General features: G+C 66.4%; 19 protein-coding genes. 12 read left to right on the top strand and 7 right to left on the bottom strand.

The genetic code is table 11. The annotated features are described in order from the left end of the window. Positions 1-446: 446 nt before the first annotated feature. Both ABIC51_RS15805 and ABIC51_RS15800 read left to right on the top strand, forming a co-directional pair. Entirely contained in the window at positions 447-2,576 is a 2,130-nt protein-coding gene (locus tag ABIC51_RS15805; protein ID WP_175899265.1) for a TonB-dependent receptor, read from the top strand. A 36-nt stretch (positions 2,577-2,612) separates the two neighbouring features. Then, entirely contained in the window at positions 2,613-3,146 is a 534-nt protein-coding gene (locus tag ABIC51_RS15800) for a hypothetical protein (protein ID WP_301762516.1), read from the top strand. Between the two features lie 13 nt (positions 3,147-3,159). Here ABIC51_RS15800 and ABIC51_RS15795 read toward each other — a convergent pair whose 3' ends face one another. Then, positions 3,160-4,107 (bottom strand): LysR family transcriptional regulator, encoded by a 948-nt coding sequence (locus tag ABIC51_RS15795; RefSeq protein WP_027789767.1) that lies wholly within the window; start codon positions 4,105-4,107, stop codon positions 3,160-3,162. 226 nt (positions 4,108-4,333) lie between these two features. Between ABIC51_RS15795 and ABIC51_RS15790 the strand changes: the two genes are divergently transcribed. Next, positions 4,334-5,362: a DUF1338 domain-containing protein gene (locus tag ABIC51_RS15790; RefSeq protein ID WP_027789766.1), complete on the top strand. Its 1,029-nt coding sequence runs from the start codon at positions 4,334-4,336 to the stop codon at positions 5,360-5,362. A 360-nt stretch (positions 5,363-5,722) separates the two neighbouring features. Here the strand turns inward: ABIC51_RS15790 and ABIC51_RS15785 are convergent, their stop codons facing one another. From ABIC51_RS15785 to ABIC51_RS15775, 3 genes are all read right to left on the bottom strand, one after another. After that, on the bottom strand, positions 5,723-5,920 hold the full coding sequence (locus tag ABIC51_RS15785) for a CsbD family protein (RefSeq protein ID WP_021162617.1): 198 nt from the start codon (positions 5,918-5,920) through the stop codon (positions 5,723-5,725). A 56-nt stretch (positions 5,921-5,976) separates the two neighbouring features. Next, complete coding sequence (locus ABIC51_RS15780) at positions 5,977-6,327, bottom strand: BON domain-containing protein (RefSeq protein WP_027789765.1); 351 nt, start codon at positions 6,325-6,327, stop codon at positions 5,977-5,979. A 76-nt stretch (positions 6,328-6,403) separates the two neighbouring features. Then, entirely contained in the window at positions 6,404-6,568 is a 165-nt protein-coding gene (locus ABIC51_RS15775; RefSeq protein WP_334053972.1) for a hypothetical protein, read from the bottom strand. Between the two features lie 371 nt (positions 6,569-6,939). Between ABIC51_RS15775 and ABIC51_RS15770 the strand changes: the two genes are divergently transcribed. The 4 genes from ABIC51_RS15770 (at position 6,940) to ABIC51_RS15755 (ending at position 11,740) form a co-directional block, all read left to right on the top strand. Further along, positions 6,940-8,472, top strand: coding sequence for a PAS domain S-box protein (locus tag ABIC51_RS15770; protein WP_175852185.1), 1,533 nt, complete (start codon positions 6,940-6,942; stop codon positions 8,470-8,472). Between the two features lie 140 nt (positions 8,473-8,612). Further along, complete coding sequence (locus ABIC51_RS15765; RefSeq protein ID WP_027790671.1) at positions 8,613-8,804, top strand: CsbD family protein; 192 nt, start codon at positions 8,613-8,615, stop codon at positions 8,802-8,804. 416 nt (positions 8,805-9,220) lie between these two features. Continuing rightward, entirely contained in the window at positions 9,221-10,372 is a 1,152-nt protein-coding gene (locus ABIC51_RS15760) for a branched-chain amino acid ABC transporter substrate-binding protein (protein WP_027790672.1), read from the top strand. 195 nt (positions 10,373-10,567) lie between these two features. Beyond that, complete coding sequence (locus tag ABIC51_RS15755) at positions 10,568-11,740, top strand: NAD(P)/FAD-dependent oxidoreductase (protein WP_059692821.1); 1,173 nt, start codon at positions 10,568-10,570, stop codon at positions 11,738-11,740. A gap of 91 nt (positions 11,741-11,831) precedes the next feature. Here the strand turns inward: ABIC51_RS15755 and ABIC51_RS15750 are convergent, their stop codons facing one another. Beyond that, positions 11,832-13,013 carry a serine hydrolase domain-containing protein gene (locus ABIC51_RS15750; protein ID WP_175899268.1) on the bottom strand — a complete coding sequence of 394 codons (1,182 nt, stop codon included), beginning with the start codon at positions 13,011-13,013 and terminating at the stop codon, positions 11,832-11,834. A gap of 335 nt (positions 13,014-13,348) precedes the next feature. Here ABIC51_RS15750 and ABIC51_RS15745 point away from each other — a divergent pair, with 335 nt between their 5' ends. Both ABIC51_RS15745 and ABIC51_RS15740 read left to right on the top strand, forming a co-directional pair. Then, positions 13,349-14,476, top strand: coding sequence for an aminotransferase class V-fold PLP-dependent enzyme (locus ABIC51_RS15745; RefSeq protein ID WP_175899270.1), 1,128 nt, complete (start codon positions 13,349-13,351; stop codon positions 14,474-14,476). Between the two features lie 178 nt (positions 14,477-14,654). After that, a complete protein-coding gene (locus ABIC51_RS15740; RefSeq protein ID WP_027790676.1) occupies positions 14,655-15,065 on the top strand; it encodes a GNAT family N-acetyltransferase in 411 nt (136 codons plus the stop codon). A 15-nt stretch (positions 15,066-15,080) separates the two neighbouring features. On the opposite strand, the gene ABIC51_RS15735 is transcribed toward ABIC51_RS15740, so the two are convergent. Continuing rightward, a complete protein-coding gene (locus tag ABIC51_RS15735; RefSeq protein ID WP_175899272.1) occupies positions 15,081-15,359 on the bottom strand; it encodes a hypothetical protein in 279 nt (92 codons plus the stop codon). 142 nt (positions 15,360-15,501) lie between these two features. Between ABIC51_RS15735 and ABIC51_RS15730 the strand changes: the two genes are divergently transcribed. Then, positions 15,502-15,786, top strand: a complete 285-nt coding sequence (locus ABIC51_RS15730) for a hypothetical protein (protein WP_175899274.1) — start codon at positions 15,502-15,504, stop codon at positions 15,784-15,786. Positions 15,787-16,018: 232 nt separating this feature from the next. Here the strand turns inward: ABIC51_RS15730 and ABIC51_RS15725 are convergent, their stop codons facing one another. Beyond that, the gene (locus tag ABIC51_RS15725) at positions 16,019-16,654 is read right to left on the bottom strand and encodes a glutathione S-transferase family protein (RefSeq protein WP_059692831.1); all 636 of its coding nucleotides are present in this window, start codon (positions 16,652-16,654) and stop codon (positions 16,019-16,021) included. Positions 16,655-16,823: 169 nt separating this feature from the next. On the opposite strand from ABIC51_RS15725, the gene ABIC51_RS15720 reads away from it, so the two are divergent. Together ABIC51_RS15720 and ABIC51_RS15715 are read left to right on the top strand one after the other, a co-directional pair. Continuing rightward, complete coding sequence (locus ABIC51_RS15720; RefSeq protein ID WP_059692833.1) at positions 16,824-17,132, top strand: acyl carrier protein; 309 nt, start codon at positions 16,824-16,826, stop codon at positions 17,130-17,132. Next, entirely contained in the window at positions 17,129-17,644 is a 516-nt protein-coding gene (locus tag ABIC51_RS15715; RefSeq protein ID WP_027790679.1) for a gamma-glutamylcyclotransferase family protein, read from the top strand. Before ABIC51_RS15720 ends, ABIC51_RS15715 begins: the two co-directional genes overlap by 4 nt. Positions 17,645-17,737 lie beyond the last annotated feature (93 nt).

The raw sequence follows: 17,737 nt of genomic DNA, 5'->3' as shown, positions 1-17,737 counted from the left end.
CCAGTCTCTTCGTCGTCAAATCCCGAATCCCGCCTGGCCACCGGCCCTTCATCGCCCGATGGGGGAGATGGAATTCTTTCGTTTCAATTACGCTCGGGCCGCACAAAAGCTCGAAACGGAAAGGTATTCGTCAGGAATACGGAGCGCCGGGCGCATGCACGTTGCGGGCAGGCGACACGTCGAAAAATTACTAAAAACACGAATCATTCTCGTTTAATATTTCGCTCCGTTACAAGTCGCGACAGAACGTCGCGGCTCGTTTCGAGCCGGTTCCGCCGGCCGGCAGCCACCCGCGCCGGCTGTGCGTCGGCCGGCGGATGCGACGGGGAGATCCCCCGCGCATCGTCTCCTTCACGGAACGCTTCGTCGGTCGATTCGCCGCGTGATGCGCGCGTTGGCCGGATGCGTTTTCGTTCGCCGTTTTTCCTTCAGCCCCTACGTTCACGATGAAACTCAACAAGAGCGCCTGCCATGCGCTTCTGATCGCCACGTCGCTGGCCGGCGCACGCACCTCGTTCGCGCAGGCGAGCGACACCGCGGCGACCCTGCCCGCGATCTCCGTCAATGCGGCTGCCGAGCATGCGTCGTACGACGGCGGCCACTCGCGCGCGGCGACCAAGACCGACATGTCGCTGATGGACGTGCCGCAGACGGTGAACGTCGTTCCGCACGCAGTGATCGAGGACCAGAACGCGACGTCGATGCAGGATGCGCTGCGCAACGTGCCGGGCATCGGTTTTTCGGTCGGCGACGGCCAGCGCGACCAGATCACGATCCGCGGCTTCAACAGCATCACGGACCAGTACGTCGACGGCATCCGCGACGACGCGCTGTATTACCGCGACCTGTCGAACGTCGATCGCGTCGAGGTGCTGAAGGGGCCGGCGGCCGTGCTGTACGGGCGCGGCTCGGCGGGCGGCATCGTGAATCGCGTGCTGAAGCGGCCGGAAGCGAACCCGGTGCGCGACGTCGGCGTGACGCTCGGCACGCGCGGCGAGCGGCGCGGCGAATTCGACCTCGGCTGGAACGCGAACGATGCGGCGCGTTTTCGCATGACCGGCGCGGCCGAGAACTCGAACAGTTTCCGCGACCAGTTCCAGCTCAACCGCCAGGCGATCGCGCCGTCCGCGCAGTTCAAGCTCGACCGCGACACGGTGCTGAACGTCGAATTCGACTACCTGCACGACCGCCGCACGTCCGACCAGGGCCTGCCCGCGTATCGCGGCCGGCCGGTCGACGTGCCGATCAATACGTATTACGGCTCGGCCGACGCGGCGAACAGCTCGTACAACGACATCTCCGCGAAGAGCGCGACGGTATCGCTCGATCACCGCTTCAGCGATTCGCTGTCGTTTCACGGCGCGATCCGCGCGTACGACTTCTCGCTCGAACGCAAGAACTACGTGACGTACGAGCCGATCAAGATTGCCGCGCACCCGGTCGTCACGCTCGACCAGTCGACGCGCCAGCGCACCGACCACGGCATCGACGGCCTGTTCGAGCTCACGCAGAAGACCTCGCTGTTCGGCATGCGCCACGAGCTGCTGTACGGGCTCGAGCTGTCGCAGCAGCAGAAGTTCGACACGATCTACAGCGTGTCGAAGGTCGCGACCTACGATCTGTTCAATCCGCAGCAGGTGATCCTGCCCGGCGTGCCGACGGGCGCGCGGGCGAAGACGAACGCGTCGACCGTCGTCGGGCTCGCGGGCGTCTACGCGCAGGACCTGATCTCGCTGACCGAGCACTGGAAGGTGCTCGCGGGGCTGCGTTTCGACTACCTGAACCAGATCCGCCACGACTACACGTCGTCGAACGTCAACCTCGACCGTACCGATCACGCGTGGAGCCCGCGCGTCGGCCTGATCTACGAACCGCTCGACTGGCTGACGCTGTACGGGTCGTTCAGCCAGTCGTTCTCGCCGCTCGCCGATACGCTGATCAGTGCCGGCGCGTTCGCGAACGGCGCCGCGCTCGCGCCGCAGAAGACCACCGCGTATGAAGTCGGCTCGCGCTTCGACCTCGGCGGCAAGGCGACGGCGAGCGTCGCGCTGTTCGACATGCGCCAGACCAACCAGCAGATCGGCGACCCGAACAATCCCGGCTACGCGCTGCCGATCGGCACGCAGCACGTGCACGGGATGGAGCTGGGCTTCACCGGCGAGATCGCGCCGAAGTGGTCGGTATATGCGGGTTACGCGTACCTGAACGGGACGGTCGACGGCTCGGCGCAATCGACGGCAGCGGGCGTCACGGTGGCGAGCAACACGCCCGGGCTGATGCCGCGCCACAGCGCGAACCTGTGGATCAAGCGCGAGCTGCCGTACGGCTTCTATGCGGCGGCCGGCATGCAGTTCCAGTCGGCGCGTTATACGTCGGCGAGCGATCTCGTCACGCTGCCGTCGTTCACCGCGTTCAATCTCGGCGCCGGCTATCGCAGCAAGAAGGTCGACGTGACGCTCACGCTCGACAACCTGTTCGATCGTCGCTACTTCATTGCCGCGCACGGCAATGCGGACCTGTACAACATGCCCGGCGACCCGCGCACGCTCACCGCGACGGTGAAGTGGCATATGTGACGCTCGTCACGCGCATCACGCGGGCGTTGCGCGACAATGCGGGTCGTCGTCACGATGGCCCGCCTTTCGCTCCCCATGATCCGCCAAGCGTTTGACTTATCGAACCTGACCGGCCGCGCCCGCACGTTGTGCGCCGTATTGTTGCTGGCGTGCGGCCCGGCCGCGGCGGGCGAGCAGCCGATCCTGGCCGATGCCGAGCCGGAATGCCATGCCGTGCATGTCGACCGGACGATCACGCTGTCGGGGCGTTACGCGGTCGATTACGACGATGAAGCGATCGGGCCGGACGTGTGGTTCGAGGACGACGATGCGTCGGCGATGCGCTTGCCCGACCGCTCGCAACGTGCGGGCATGATCGTTTTCACGAACCAGGACGTTGCGCGGCGCGGGCTGCGGCTGCCCGCCGCGCAGCCGCATGGCGTTTGCCTGCTCGACGGGCGCGCGACGCTCGTGATCCGCGATCTGTATACCGCGTGCCCGGGGCTGGAAACGCCCGATAGCGCGCGGCTGGTGAAAGTCGTCAAGGCCAGCGTGCCGGCGCGGCATGCCTGCAACGCCGCCGCACGCTGACGCCACCGCGGCGTTACTCGACGTCCTCGTCATCCTCCAGATCGGCATCCTCCTCCACGCGCTCCGGCGCCGCATACGCGCTCGCCTGCTCGAGCAGCCAGCCGCGAAACAGCTCCAGCGGCTTGCTGTGGCTGAACTCGGTCGGATACACGAGGTAGTACGCCGAATCGCCGACCGTCGCCGCGTCGCACGGCACGACCAGGCCGAGCTGCTGCAACTGTTCCTCGACGAAGAATTTCGGCACGAGCGCGACGCCGAGCCCGGCCGCGGCCGCGCTGATCAGCATCGTGTGCAGCTCGTAGCGCACGCCCTGCATCGTGCGGATGTCCTCGACGCCGTGTGTCTCGAACCACTGCGCCCACGCGCCGGGGCGTGTCGTCGAGTGCAGCAGCGGGTAGGCGAGCAGATCCTCGACGCGCTCGACGGGCCGGTCGAGCAGCGCGGGCGAGCAGATCGGCACGACTTCCTCGCCGAACAGGTAGTCGGACGACGTACCGGGCCAGGTCGGCTTGCCGTAGTGGATCGCGGCCTCGAAGTGCGTGTCCTCGAACGAGAACAGGTCGGTGCGGCTGCCCATGTTCACGCGCACGTCGGGCGTGCGGTCGTAGAAGCTCTTGATGCGCGGGATCAGCCAGTGCGACGCGAAGGTCGGCAGCACCGCCAGCTCCAGGTAGCCGCCGCCGCTGCCGTGCGCGATGATCGACAGCGTGTCGCGGTCGAGCGCCTCCAGCGCGCGGCGCACCTGCGTGCCGTAGAGCTTGCCGGCGCGCGTCAGCACGACGCGCTGCTTCACGCGTGCGAACAGCCGCACGCCGAGGCTGGCTTCCAGCGTCGCGATCTGCCGAGACACCGCGCTTTCGGTCAGGAACAACTCCTTGGCCGCGTGCGTGAAGCTCTCGTGGCGGGCGGCGGCTTCGAAAGCCACGAGCGCGCCCATGTTGGGGATCTTGAATTTGCGCATGATGTTCGATTCGTATGACGGTCAGGCCCGCGCGGCGTCGGGCGGAAGGCGGGGCCGAGGAACGGCTGATAATTCCAAAAACTCATCACGTATCAATTTAATCTCGCTTTACGCCCGGCTGCAACCCTTTGAATAATGCTCCCCACGCAAGGTCAGGCGCCCGCTGGGCAGCCGGCCGACGAGTTGCCGGCACGTTTGCCGGCGGTCCCCCGAGACGAGAATCCTGATGCGCAATCCGAATATCGAGAGCTTGCTGACGAAGCTGCTGGGACAGGCGAAGACCGACGCCCTGTTCTCGACCCTGAACATGCCGGCCATCCTCGAAGAATGGGAGGACGGCGTCGTGACGCGCGCGGAAATCGCGCAGGCGATGAACATGGCGCTGTTCGAAGGGCTGCTCGAGCGTTCGGCGAACGGCCGCGCGTACACGGCCGACGCGATCGAAAGCGGCGGCTCGGTCTATTTCGACCACGGTGCGCTGCGCACGGTGCGCTGGCCGCACACGGGCGCGCTGCCGCCGGGCGAGGCCGCGTTCACGCGCATCCTGCGTCCGCTCGGCTTCCGCCTGAACGGTCGTTACCCGCTCGACAAGCTCGGCATGACGGGCCGCGCGTATGCGCATGAAGACGCGCCGGACGAAATCGCGCAGTTCTTCGTCAGCGAACTGCATCCGGAACGTTTCTCGAAGGAATTCCAGCAGGCCGTGACGAACGTCGTCAGCTCGTCGCGCGATCCGCTGTCGCCGGCGGCCGTCGCGCTGCTGTGGGAAGTCGAGCGCGAAGGCTGGCTGTCGCTCGACGCCGCGCACGCGCTGCTGCCGGAGATCGTCGGTGCGTTCGCGCGCCAGCACGATGTGCCGAACGAACTCGACTACGAAACGCTGCTGATGGAATCGGCGGAAATGGCGTGGATCGCGACCGAAGGCAATGCGTTCAACCATGCGACCGATCGCGTGGCCGACGTGTTCAAGCTGTCCGACGACGAGAAGGCGAAGGGCCGGCCGATGAAGCCGGAAGTCGAGCGCTCGCGCTCGGGCCGCGTGTTCCAGACCGCGTATCGTGCCGACACCGTCGAGCGCGAGTTCCGCACGCGCGACGGCGGCACGGTGAAGCGCAACGTGCCGGGCTCGTTCTACGAGTTCATCACGCGCAAGCGCACGTTCGACCAGGCGGCGCGCCGCTGGGTGACCGACCTGCGTTTCGATGCGGGCAACGCGCAGGGCATCTTCAAGATGACGGCGAACGCGGCGAAGTAAGGAAGCGAAAGCGGGGTACGCCGCTTTCGGAAGCAATGAGCCGATCGGGCAGGGCGCAAGGGCGTCCTGCCCGATTTGCGTTGGGCGGCGGCCCGCGATGCAACGCAATACGCGCGATCGGGCGAATGCCGGATCGCGGCGTCACGGTCATCGATGTGGTTGGGGAAAGTGGAAAGCGGCAAAGCGGCCGGCCCATGCCGCGCCCCGTGCCGTCAGAACACGTGCGTGATCAGAAAGAACAGCACCAGCAGCCCGACCGGCACGCCGAGCAGCCAGGCGATCAGGTATTTGCCCATGTCGTAGGTCCTGGTGGCCGCGACGCCGTCGGCGCCGCGGCGGTTGCATGAATGTGCTGTCGCGTCACAGCTCGCGGTCGAATTCCTTCAACTGCTTCTCGGCCGCGTCGCGGGCGATCCCGTACCGTTCCTGGATCTTCCCGGCGAGATACTCGCGATTGCCGTCGGCGACGGCCAGATCGTCGTCGGTCAGCTTGCCCCACTTGGCCTTCAGCTTGCCGGTGAGCTGCTTCCACTGGCCCTTGATCTTGTCCTCGTTCATCGTGTGCTCCTTGTCGTGCAGGGATAAAAAGCGCGGCGGCGTGCCGCGCCGGGAGGTCAGGCCTTCGCCTTCAGGCCGGATGCGTCGACGTGCTTCACGCCCTTGACCGCGCGCGATACGGCGATCGCCTTCTTCACGGCGATCTTCGTCGGCAGCACGCCCGTCAGCGTGACGACGCCGTCGACGGTCTTCACGCTGATGTCGACGCTCTTCAGGCCGTCGGTGGCGGCCAGCTCGCCCTTCACCTTGGTCGTGATCCATGTGTCGGTGACGGGCTGGTTCGATTCGGTCTTCATGCCGTTGTCGGTGGATGCGTCCTGCGCAACCGCGTTCGTGAGCGGCGCGGCGCCGAGCAGGAAAGCCGCGCTGACGGCGAGCAGTGTCGAAAGGTGCGAGATTTTGTTCATTGATGTTCTCCTTCGATTGATGGGGTGAGTGGACCGATCGTCGAGCACGGATCGTGCCGCGCGATCGTGCCGCGCGTTACCCGGCGATCGGCGTGTCGTAGCCGGGCTCGCGCGGCGGCATGTCCGGGCGCGGCACGTCGGGCGGCAGCGGAACCGGCGGATCGGTGCCGGGCGGCGGTTCGGGCGGGTTGTCCGGAGGCGGTTCGGGCCGCGTCGGATCGGGTGCCTGATGCAGCTTCATCGTGCTTCTCCTCTGCGGTTCGGATGGCAGCGCATGAGCGCCGATGCAGAACCAGCGTACCGGGTCGAACGTGCACGGGCATCGCGCAAATTCACCTGATCGGCTAGTGCGTTTGCACGGGGGTGTCGTGAAGGGGAGGTGGTGCGCTCGCGAGGTGCGGCGCGCGCAAAGCAGGCGCGGAGAATGCTTCCGGGATCGGCGGGATGCCGCACGGTGGCGGCACGCGGTGCGAATGTACTATGGCGATTAGTGCATCCGCGCCTGTCGCGCACGGATGCGGCGCGCGATCATCGCCACACGCGCCGGCCGGCGCGTGTCGACGAAGCGGCAACCGGGCCGGCGGTCATGCTGACGACATGGACAAGCATTCGATGAACGAACAGGTAAACGAACAGGTGCTGAAGTCGCATACCGACCGGCGCCAGCTGCACCAGATCATCGCGGGGCTCACCGAGGGCGTGATCCTGGTCGAACCCGACCAGCGGATCGTCTGGGCGAACGAGGCCGCGCTCGCGATGCACGGCGTGACCGAGCTGAAGGCGCTCGGCGAGACCGTCACCGATTATCGCGAGCGCTTCCGGCTGCGCTACCGGAACAACCATCCGGTGCGTGACGGCCACTATCCGATGGATCGCGTGATCGCGGGCGAGGAGTTCAGCGACGTGACGGTCGAAGTGGAATCGGCCGCCGACGAAACCGTGAGCTGGGTCCACCGCATCCGCAGCCTCGTGCTGACGAACGCGGCCGGCGAGCCCGACTGCCTCGCGCTGGTGCTGCACGACGCGACCGAATGGGCGAGCGCCGAGGAGCGCTTCGAGCGCACCTTCAACGCGAACCCGGCGCCGGCCGTGATCTGCCGGCTCGACGACCTGCGCTACGTGAAGGTCAACCAGGGTTTTCTGGACATGACCGGCCACGCGCGCGACGACGTGCTCGGCCGCTCGGTGTACGAGCTCGACGTGCTCGAACAGGCCGAACGGCGCGAGCTCGCGATCGAGCGGCTCGGCGAAGGCGCGACGATTCCGCAGATGGAGGCCGTGCTGAAACTCGCGGACGGCAGCACGAAGGCCGTGGTCGTCGCCGGGCAGCCGATCGACATGAACGACGAGGCGTGCATGCTGTTTACGTTCATGGATCTCGAGCCGCGCAAGCAGGCCGAGCGCGCGCTGCGGCAGAGCGAGGAACGCTTCGCGACGGCATTCCGGATGGCGCCGGTCGCCACCGCGATCGTCACGGCCGACCGCTTCGAATTGCTCGACGTGAACGGCGCGTTCGCCGCGATGACGGGCCATGCGCAGGACGACCTGCTCGGCAAATCCGCGGAGGAAATCGGGTTGTGGGCCGAACGCGGCGCATGGCAGCGCATCGAAGGCCGGCTCGCGCGCGACGGCAACGTGCGCAACGCCGACGTGCAGATTCGCACGCGCGACGGTGACGTGCGCGACTGCGTCGTGTCGGCCGACCCCGTCGCGATACACGGGCGCGACTGCCTGCTCGTCGCGCTGCTCGACATCAGCGATCGCAAGCGCACGGAGATGGAACTCGTGTACGCGATCGAAACGGCGATGCAGGATGCGTCGTGGTTCAGCCGCACGCTGATCGAGAAGCTGGCGAACGTGCGGCGCGCGAACGCGCCGGATGCGGGCGCGCAACTGTCGGACCTGACCGCGCGCGAGCGCGACGTGTTCGACCTGCTGTGCCACGGTCTCGCCGACAAGGAAATCGCCGGCCGCCTCGGGCTCGCGCCGAACACCGTGCGCAATCACGTCGCGACGATTTACGCGAAGCTCGACGTGCACAGCCGCGGCGAGGCGATCGTATGGGCGCGCGAACGCGGAATCGTCGGCGCGGCCGACGCGAACGGCACGCGCGGCGCGAAGGCGGGCGAGAACGGCAGGGACTGACGCCGTCGGTACGAATGCACCATGCGCGCTGGTGCATCCGCATCTGCCGCGCGCGGCGCCCGCTTGCGATCCTGTCCATTCGGCGGCGCGGCGCTGGCCGTCATGCCGCCGGTTCTCCCCAACCATCGCAGGAGACGACCATGGACAGGAATCGGATCGAAGGCAAGCTCAAGCAGGTCAAGGGTTCGGTCAAGGAAGCGCTCGGCAAGGTCACGGGCGACCGCAAGACGGAAGCGGAAGGTGTCGCCGAACAGCAGGCCGGCAAGCTTCAGGAGCAGGCGGGCGAGGCGGCGGATGCGGCGCGCAAGCAGACGGGCGCCGATCGGCACTGACCGATAACGCGGCGCCGCGGGCGTCGCGGCGGCCGGCCGGGCCGTCATCGCAACGATGATGCGCTGCCGGCATGACCATGACCGGCCTTGATGGACGGGCGCCGGCGCAGCTTCCCATGAAAACTGCCTGCCCGCAGTTCACGGCTGCGCGGGCCGCGGGCAGGCCGCGCATGCGGAACTTGATGACAAATCCTCACTACATAGTTCCGATATTTCGTTTGCTGCACGGGTATTGGCTACCCACAATCCATTCACCTCTTTCGCGATGAAAGGCTCTTCGGAGACGGAGCCGCGGCGATCGACCGGCCAGGTGCGTTGCACGACGCCCCGGTAGCGGACGAGACGACCGGCACGCGAGAGAGTGTCGACGCGCGGTGGTCGCGCGTTGCATCCCGGCCCCCAGAACAAGGATTGTCATGACGTTCCGCATTCGTTCGCTTTCCGGCGTCGCATTGACCGCCGCGATTCTCGCGCTCCAGACGGGCGCGGCCCACGCGCAGGAGACGGTCGTCAAGGTCGGCGTCGCCGGCCCGCTGACGGGGGGCGGCGCCGCCTACGGCAAGGACATCGAGAACGGCGTGCGCATGGCCGTCGACGAAGCGAATGCCGCGCATCCGACGGTGGGCGGCAAGCCCGTGAAGTTCGTCGTCGCGTCGCAGGACGACCAGAGCGATCCGCGCACCGGCGTGCAGGCCGCGCAGCAGCTCGCCGACGCGCAGGTGGCCGTCGTGATCGGCCACTTCAATTCGGGCACGACGCTGCCCGCGTCGAAAATCTACGCGAAGGCCGGCATTCCGATGATCACGCCGTCGGCGACCAATCCCGACATCACGCGTGCCGGGCTCGGCACCGTGTATCGCGTGATCGCGACCGATACGCAGAACGCCGGCAACGCGGGCGCCTATGCGGCGAGCGTGACCAAGGCGAAGCGCATCGCGATCATCGACGACCGCACCGCGTTCGGCCAGGGCGAAGCCGACGAATTCGAGAAGGCCGTGAAGGCGAACGGCGGCACGATCGTCGCGCGCGAATTCACGAACGACAAGGCGGTGGATTTCAGCGCGCAGCTCACGAAGATCAAGAGCACCAACGCCGATCTCGTGTTCTTCGGCGGCCTCGACGCGCAGGCCGCGATGCTCGTGAAACGCATGCGCCAGCTCGGCATCCGCGCGCAGTTCCTCGCGGGCGGCGGCGTGATGAACGCGAACTTCATCAAGCTGGCCGGCAACGCGGCGGAAGGCGCGGCCGTGTGGGAATACGGGCAGCCGCTGTCGCGTCTCGCGAAGGGCAAGGCGTTCGAAACGAAATTCCGGCAGAAGTACGGTGTCGACATGCTCGCGTATGCGCCGTTCGCCTACGACGCGACGTGGATCGCGATCAACGCAATGCAGAAGGCGAACTCGACGAAGCCGGCCGATTTCAACGGCGCGCTGAAGGGCACGCGCTACGACGGCATCACGGGCACGATCGCGTTCACGAACACGGGCGACCTGAAGAGCCCGAGCTCGACGCTGTACGAGGTGAAGAACGCCGCGTGGCAGCCAGTCACGACGAAATCGGCGGATTGAACGCAACAGGCGCGCGCGGACTTTCGCGGCGCTGCCGGACGTGCTGAAATGCCATCGGCGATCGGTTGCGATCGCGGCGCACGCCGGTGCGGCAACCGCACGAGTCCGCCCGCGCGACGCCGCGTGCGACGCGGCACGAACAACCCACGGGCGCGGCCGGGTGGCCGCGCCCTTCATGTGCAACTGGAGTCAGTCGTGAGTTCTCAAGTCGTCATCGTCGGCGGTGGTGTGATCGGCAGCTCGATCGCCTATTTCCTGCGCGCCACCGATCCCACGGTATCCGTGACCGTCATCGAGCGCGACCCCACCTATGCGAGATCGTCGTCGGCGTTGTCGGCCGCGTCGATTCGCCAGCAGTTCTCGACGCCGCTGTCGATCCAGATGTCGCTGTTCGGCATCGACTTCCTGCGCACGATCGGCGAACGGCTCGAAGTGGACGGCCACCAGCCGTCGATCGACCTGCACGAAGGCGGCTACCTGTTCCTCGCGACGCCGGCCGGCGACGCGACGCTGCGCGAGAACCATGCGCTGCAGACGAGCCTCGGCGCGGATATCCGGCTGATGGACCGCGATGCGCTGCGTGCGAAGTTTCCGTGGCTGAACGTCGACGATCTCGTCTCGGGCTCATATGGCGTGAGCGGCGAAGGCTGGTTCGACGGCTACGGGCTCGTGCAGGCATTGCGCAAGAAGGCGCAGGCGCTGGGCGCGCGCTACGTGCCGTCCGACGTGACCGCGGTGGTGCGCGACGGCCGAAAGGTGACGCATGTGGTCACGGCCGATGGCGAACGTTACGCGTGCGACACGCTCGTCAACGCGGCCGGTGCGTGGGCCCGCACGCTGTCGTCGATGATGGGCATCGACATCCCCGTCCATGCGCGGCGCCGCAGCATCTTCAACGTGTCGTCGCCTGCCAGGCTCACGGATTGCCCGCTGCTGATCGACCCGACCGGCGTGTATTTCCGGCCGGAAGGGCGCACGTACATCTGCGGGACGTCGCCGAGCCCGGATCGCGATCCGGACGACCTGCCGCTCGACGAAGTCGACCACGACCTGTTCGACGAGGTGATCTGGCCGACGCTCGCGAACCGCGTGCCGGAGTTCGAGGCGCTGCGCGTGGAGAACTGCTGGTCCGGGTACTACGAGTACAACGTGTTCGACCACAACGCGATCATCGGCTATCACCCGGACCTCGACAACGTCGTGTTCGCGAACGGCTACAGCGGCCACGGGCTGCAGCAAGGGCCGGCGACGGGGCGCGGGGTCAGCGAACTCATTCTGGGCGGGCGTTACGACACGCTCGACCTGTCGTCGCTCGGTTGGGCGCGGGTGCTGGAAAACCGGCCGATCGTCGAAAAGAACGTCGTGTAGCGCGGCGTGCCCCGCCCGGTGTGGTGGGCGGGATTCTCCTTGTGTCTCGACTCATTGGCCCGACCGTGTCGGGCCTTTTTTGTTGCGCGTGTCAGCCGGCGCCGTAGATCGCGTCGCGCAGATCGATCGTGTACTGGCCGTTCATCCCTTCGTAAAGCGTGTTCGACAGCGACACGACGGTGAGCCCGCGGGCGCGGTCGACGAACCACGAATGCCCGTAGACCCCGCCCCAGCGCCACGTGCCCACGGACTCCGGCGATGCCGCCGCGAGCGGGTCGCGCAATACGGAGAACCCGATGCCGAACTCCGCGCCGGGCAGGTCGGGCAATTCGAGGTTGCCGGTGTGGGCGCGGCCCATCTCGTCGACCAGGTCGGCCGGCAGCAGCGAGCCGCCGCCCGCACGCAGCGTGTCCAGCACGTTCAGCACGTCGCCGGCGGTGCCGACCATTCCGGCGCCGCCCGACGGGAAGGCATCCGCGTCGAGCGCGCGCGACGGCGAATACGTCACGCCGACGGTTCCGTCGAAGATGGGCACGGTCTCGTTTTCGGCGAGCCGGTGCGGTTGCGGCGTGTCGTTGACGTAGGGCGTCGCGAGCCGCGCGGGATCGCGTGCGACGAATCCCGTGTCGCGGGCGCCGAGCGGGCGGAGCACGAGCGTGTCGATGGCGTCGGCGAGCGGCAGCCCGCTGACGGCCTCGATCAGCGCGCCGACCACGTCGATCGAAAGCGAATAGTTCCAGCCGGTTCCCGGCGCGAACTGCAGCGGCACGCTCGCGATCCTGCGCAGGTTTTCGGCGAGCGTGATCGATGCGGCATCGAGCCCGTCGGAGGCGCCCGCGCGCGCATAGGGGCCGGTCGCGTCGGCTTCCGTGAAGCGATAGCCGAGGCCGGCCGTATGCGTGAGCAGGTGGCGCACCCTGATCACCGGCACGCTGCCGTCGCGCAGCGCCGGGCGGAACCCGGGCAGCCAGCGCGTGACGTCGTCGTCGAGCGACAGCTTGTGTTGCGCGACGAGCGCCATCGCGGCCGTCGAGACGATCGGCTTCGTCACCGATGCGAGCCTGAACTGCGTGTCCTCGCGCATCGGCGTGCGCGCTTCGCGATCGGCGAACCCGGCCGCGCGGCGATAGACGAGTTCGCCGTCGCGTGCGATCAGGACGACCGCACCAACGAGGCGATGTGTTTCGAGTTGACGGGACAGTACCGCATCGACGCGCTCGGCGAGTGCGGGATCGGTCGACGGCTGCCGGGATGATGCGCGGTTGGGGATCATCGAAGACTCTGTCGTGAAAGGTGAGCCGACATGGTAGGCGGCATGCCCGGGAAGTGGCGTTTATCCATACGTCGAACAGGGCTTCGTGCGCCGCACCGGCCGACGCGGGCGGCCACGGGGCGGGGGATTCGACCGGGCGCCGCGGCAGCCGCGTTGCGGTGCGTCATGCCGGACCTGCGCCGGGCAGCCGCCAAAATATGCCCCAAGCGGCGGGCGGCGTTCGTTAGAATCTGCTTTCGTCGAGGAAACAACGCAATTGCATTGGGGCAGGGCGGTATCGCGTCACGGACACTGCCTGCCCGGAATCGATCGTTCATTTTTCACCGGAGGCGAGCATGCCAGGTTTACTTCCCGATGTTGACCGCGAGGGGCTCCTCGAATATTCGGTGGTGTACACCGATCGCTCGGTCAACCATATGTCGCAACGCTTTCAGGGCGTCATGCGCGACATCTCCGGCACACTGAAAAAAGTCTACAACGCGAAGTCGGTCGTGATCGTCCCGGGCAGCGGGACGTTCGGCATGGAAGCCGTCGCGCGGCAGTTTGCAACGAACAAGAAGTGCCTGGTCATCCGCAACGGCTGGTTCAGTTTCCGCTGGTCGCAGATTTTCGACATGGGCAGCATTCCGTCCGAAACGACGGTGCTGAAGGCGCGCCCGGTCGAAGCGGGGCGGCAGGCCGCGTATGCGCCGGCCCCGCTCGACGAAGTGGTCGCCGCGATCAGGGAACACAAGCCGGATCTGGTCTTTGCGCCGCATGTCGAAACCGCGTCCGGGATGATGCTGCCCGATGCGTATCTGCGCGCGGTGGCCGACGCCGTGCATGCGGTCGGCGGCATGTTCGTGCTGGATTGCATCGCGTCCGGCACGCTGTGGGTCGACATGCAGGCGAGCGGCGTGGACATCCTGATCAGCGCGCCGCAGAAGGGCTGGAGCGCGTCGCCGTGCTGCGCGATGGTCATGCTGAGCCCGCTCGCCCGCGAGCGCATCGATGGCACGACCAGCACCAGCTTCGCGTGCGATCTCCGCAAGTGGCTGCAGATCATGGAAGCCTACGAGGGCGGCGGGTTCGCGTACCACGCGACGATGCCCACGGACAGCCTCACGACGCTGCGCGACGTGATGAAGGAAACCGAGGCATACGGGTTCGACAAGGTGAAGGCGGAGCAGCTCGAGCTCGGCAAGCGCATTCGCGCGCTGCTGGCCGACAAGGGTTTCCGGAGCGTGGCGGCTGAGGGCTTCGAGGCGTCGGGCGTCGTGGTCAGCTACACGGACGACGACGGGATTCGATCGGGGAAGAAGTTCGCCGACGTGGGCTTGCAGATCGCGGCCGGCGTGCCGCTGCAATGCGACGAGCCGGAGGATTTCAAGACCTTCCGTCTGGGGTTGTTCGGTTTGGACAAGCTGCATGATGTCGACGGTGCGGTTGCGCGGTTTGCCGACGCGCTGGAGCGGATTCTCTAAGCCGCTTGGCGGACCTGGGCGAGGCCGTGGGCGGTGGGTGGTTGTACCCGCGGCCTGCCGCCTCGCCCCATTCGTCGTCATGGTCTCGTTTGATGTGCGCGCTCGGGCGCCGGGTTCGACGGACTCATCCGCGGCGGGGCCGATCCATCCGCCTGTACGGCTTACCTGAAAGGCTCGCATGGCATACATCGTTCGACACGAAGTTCCGCCGGTATCCACCTACATCGACATTCGTCTTGCCGCAGGGTTGAGCAGGAAGTCGGAACAGGCCGCGACGATCGGGTTGAAGAACGGGCTTTTCAGCGTCGTGGCTTACTGCGACGGTGTGCCGGTCGGAATCGGCAGGGTCATCGGCGACGGCGGCTGCTTCTTCGAGATCGTGGACATCGCGGTGTTGCCCGCTCACCAGAAGAAAGGCGTAGGTGACCTGATCATGCGGGCGCTGATGGGCTACGTTCACGAGCATGCGCCGCCGACCGCGTATGTCAGCCTGATGGCCGATCACGGCACGCCGAAGTTCTATGAACGCTACGGTTTTCAGCCGTCGTCGCTGCCGGAGAAGGCGGGGATGTTCCTGCGGATTGCATAGCGTGCGGGAGGCCGATCATCGCGGGTGATCGCTGGCCGTCGACCGTGCCGGAAACGGCGGACGTGCGCGCTCACCGCAGCTCATCGCGGCGACGGTCCGGTCTTTCTTGAGTTTGTCGACACGCGTTTGTGTTGAGCGCGCCTGCTTCTCATTGTCATGCTCACGGCCCCAGGCGGCGACGCGTTTGCTGCCGATGGCGAGCCGGTCAATTTCCTTTTGTTCGGCGGCACGGCGCACCTGCGCCGCCGCGTCGGCATCGGCGATCCGAATGGCCCACAGGCTGGCTGGCGCCATGCGTTCGGTTATATGCAGCCGGGCTCGACTTTGTCGTTCGTGAGCGGCGGGCCGCTGTCCCGCGCGGCCACCGAGGCTTTCGTTGCGCTTCCAACGACCTCGGCGGAACAAGCCGGCACGACGCCGGCGGCAGAAGCATTCAGTGACCGCAATCAACGAAATCCGGAAGTTGGATTGCGTTGCTGGCGTGCAGCATCGAAACCGCTCGGGGTTGGTCGCCAGTCGAAGCCGATTTTGCCCCGGCAATGCACGCCAATCCCGCTCGATTCGCCGCAATCAATTCGCAAGGATTGGCAATATCGGACTCGCCGGCCAATCGCTGATTAATATGCGTGGCGACTTAGTGGAAGACGAAAAATATATTGGACGTCACGAAATGGATGTTGCATTGTTCACGCATTCGATGCGATCGCAGAAAATGAGCTGAGCGGTGTAGCGCCGCACAAGCAGAGAACGTCATATGCGATTGCGGTCGTGGCTCCTGTTCCCGGAGTCGTGGCCTGGACGATCCGCGGCGTGCGCGACGCATGTGCGCGCGCGTGTGCAGGATCGGCGCAACAGACAAAGAAAAGCGGCGAAAAGGACCTGAGAAGATGAAGGAGACGCGACGGACGCGGGCGGCATTCCGGATCGGGCGCAAACCCGACCCGGCTTCGCCGCTACGCCCAGATCGAGATCTGTTCGACCGACAACGCGGTCGCGACGGCAGGGCGGCGGAGCATGCGCTCCGTATGCGCGGCCCAATGTTCGAACCCGCGCATGTCGAGCTTCAGCATGTTCCCCCATTTGAAAAATATCAGCAGCATCGGATCGACGATCGAGTAGTGCTCGCCGAGCGCCCAGTCGCGCGCCGCGAGCCGTTCGTCAATCTGCGCATACGCAGCGAGGATGCCCGCGCGGCCTTTCGCGCGAATGCCGTCGTGCGCAGCCGGGTCTTCGCTGAAACGCGACGGATGGAAGTTGAGCGCGACCGTTCCGGGCAACACTGACGCCAGCCAGTTCATCCACTCGACGGCACGTGCGAGGCCCATCGCGGTATCGGGCACGAGCCGCGCCTGCGGAAAGCGCAGCGCGAGATAGAGCAGGATCGCCGACGACTCCGTCAGCACTTCGTCGCCGGTGTGCAGCACGGGCACCTTGCCTTTCGGGTTGAGCTGCCGGAATTCGGCGCTCTGCGTCGCACCGTCCTTGATCGAGACGAGTGCGAGTTCGAATGGTTCGCCCAGCTCGCGCAGGATGACGTGCGGTGCAAACGAAAGATGGCCGGGGCAGTAGAACAGCGTATGAGTTGTCATATTGGTTAAGTCTCCTATTTATATCTGGTGGAGATGCTGACCGGGTTTGTCGTGTCGACGCGTCGCATGGTGCATGACGCCCGATCGAAAGTCAAAAGCGAAAGGCGATGTGAAGGATCTTGCGGTTCGGTGAAGACGAAGCCGGCCAGTGCGATGCGCGCGGGCCGGGATGAACGTGCGTTTCTGGAGCGTGATCGTGATGCGGATGATGAGCCTCGACGAATTGATCGACAGCGTGAAGACGTTTCTGGCCGGGATCGACCCGGGCGCGCCGGCGCGCGTGACCGCGCAGACGAACCTGCTCGACGCCAACCTGCTCGATTCGCTGTCGCTTGTGCACTTCGTGTTGTTCATCGAGCAGACGCTCAGGATCGACATCCCGATCGGCGACTTCGTGCTCGACTCGATCGCGTCGGTCGCGGCGATCTACGACCACTACGTGCTGGGCACGTCGCATGCCGCGAGCGCGTCGCGATGACGCCGGACGACCTGCTTCGTGACGAGCCGTTCGCGTATTTCGCATACGGCTCGTGCATGAACCTCGCGAGCCTGTCGACGTCGCTCGGCTGCGACGCGGCGACGTACTTCGCGGGCGCGGCGCGCCTCGACGGCCATCGCCTCGCGTTCAATTACGCGTCGCTCAACGAGCCGGTCTGCTGCGCGAACATCGAGCCGGCTGCCGGTGCGATCGTCGAGGGCGCGCTGTACCGGTTGCCGATGCGCATGCTCGACGCGCTCGAGCGTCGCGAAGGCGTGCATCTCGGCCGCTACGTCCGCTATGCGGTCGAGGTGCTGGCGCCGGGCGGGCAGCGCGTACATGCGCTGACGTATCGCGGTGCGGTCACGCTCGATTGCGACGCCGCGCCGAGCGCGCGCTACCGCGACCTGCTGGTTCGCGGGCTGGCCGACGCGGGCGTGTCGGCGGCGTATCGCGACCGCACGGTCGCCTACATGGCGGGGCTGCGCGATCGGCCGCCGCGTGCGGCATGACGGAATCAAGGCATCGAGCGCTCCACAAGAGCGCCCGATCCAGCGGTGCGTTCGCGACTTCGAACGTCGACGAGCGTTTTAAAGGCGCCCTAA

Origin of the sequence: Burkholderia sp. 572, from assembly GCF_040545135.1 — a bacterium.
In the GTDB taxonomy this organism is placed as follows: domain Bacteria; phylum Pseudomonadota; class Gammaproteobacteria; order Burkholderiales; family Burkholderiaceae; genus Burkholderia; species Burkholderia cepacia.
The sequence above is the reverse complement of the archived record's forward strand: the minus strand, read 5'-3'. Positions and strand labels throughout refer to the sequence as shown.

Coding starts and splice junctions, on each gene's coding strand:
- ABIC51_RS15790 (WP_027789766.1), top strand. CDS start 4,334: ATGCGCAATCCGAATATCGAGAGCTTGCTGACGAAGCTGCTGGGACAG.
- ABIC51_RS15715 (WP_027790679.1), top strand. CDS start 17,129: ATGACGCCGGACGACCTGCTTCGTGACGAGCCGTTCGCGTATTTCGCA.
- ABIC51_RS15775 (WP_334053972.1), bottom strand. CDS start 6,568: ATGAAGCTGCATCAGGCACCCGATCCGACGCGGCCCGAACCGCCTCCG.
- ABIC51_RS15770 (WP_175852185.1), top strand. CDS start 6,940: ATGAACGAACAGGTAAACGAACAGGTGCTGAAGTCGCATACCGACCGG.
- ABIC51_RS15765 (WP_027790671.1), top strand. CDS start 8,613: ATGGACAGGAATCGGATCGAAGGCAAGCTCAAGCAGGTCAAGGGTTCG.
- ABIC51_RS15780 (WP_027789765.1), bottom strand. CDS start 6,327: ATGAACAAAATCTCGCACCTTTCGACACTGCTCGCCGTCAGCGCGGCT.
- ABIC51_RS15750 (WP_175899268.1), bottom strand. CDS start 13,013: ATGATCCCCAACCGCGCATCATCCCGGCAGCCGTCGACCGATCCCGCA.
- ABIC51_RS15785 (WP_021162617.1), bottom strand. CDS start 5,920: ATGAACGAGGACAAGATCAAGGGCCAGTGGAAGCAGCTCACCGGCAAG.
- ABIC51_RS15735 (WP_175899272.1), bottom strand. CDS start 15,359: ATGGCGCCAGCCAGCCTGTGGGCCATTCGGATCGCCGATGCCGACGCG.
- ABIC51_RS15720 (WP_059692833.1), top strand. CDS start 16,824: ATGAACGTGCGTTTCTGGAGCGTGATCGTGATGCGGATGATGAGCCTC.
- ABIC51_RS15745 (WP_175899270.1), top strand. CDS start 13,349: ATGCCAGGTTTACTTCCCGATGTTGACCGCGAGGGGCTCCTCGAATAT.
- ABIC51_RS15740 (WP_027790676.1), top strand. CDS start 14,655: ATGGCATACATCGTTCGACACGAAGTTCCGCCGGTATCCACCTACATC.
- ABIC51_RS15800 (WP_301762516.1), top strand. CDS start 2,613: ATGCGGGTCGTCGTCACGATGGCCCGCCTTTCGCTCCCCATGATCCGC.
- ABIC51_RS15725 (WP_059692831.1), bottom strand. CDS start 16,654: ATGACAACTCATACGCTGTTCTACTGCCCCGGCCATCTTTCGTTTGCA.
- ABIC51_RS15805 (WP_175899265.1), top strand. CDS start 447: ATGAAACTCAACAAGAGCGCCTGCCATGCGCTTCTGATCGCCACGTCG.
- ABIC51_RS15795 (WP_027789767.1), bottom strand. CDS start 4,107: ATGCGCAAATTCAAGATCCCCAACATGGGCGCGCTCGTGGCTTTCGAA.
- ABIC51_RS15760 (WP_027790672.1), top strand. CDS start 9,221: ATGACGTTCCGCATTCGTTCGCTTTCCGGCGTCGCATTGACCGCCGCG.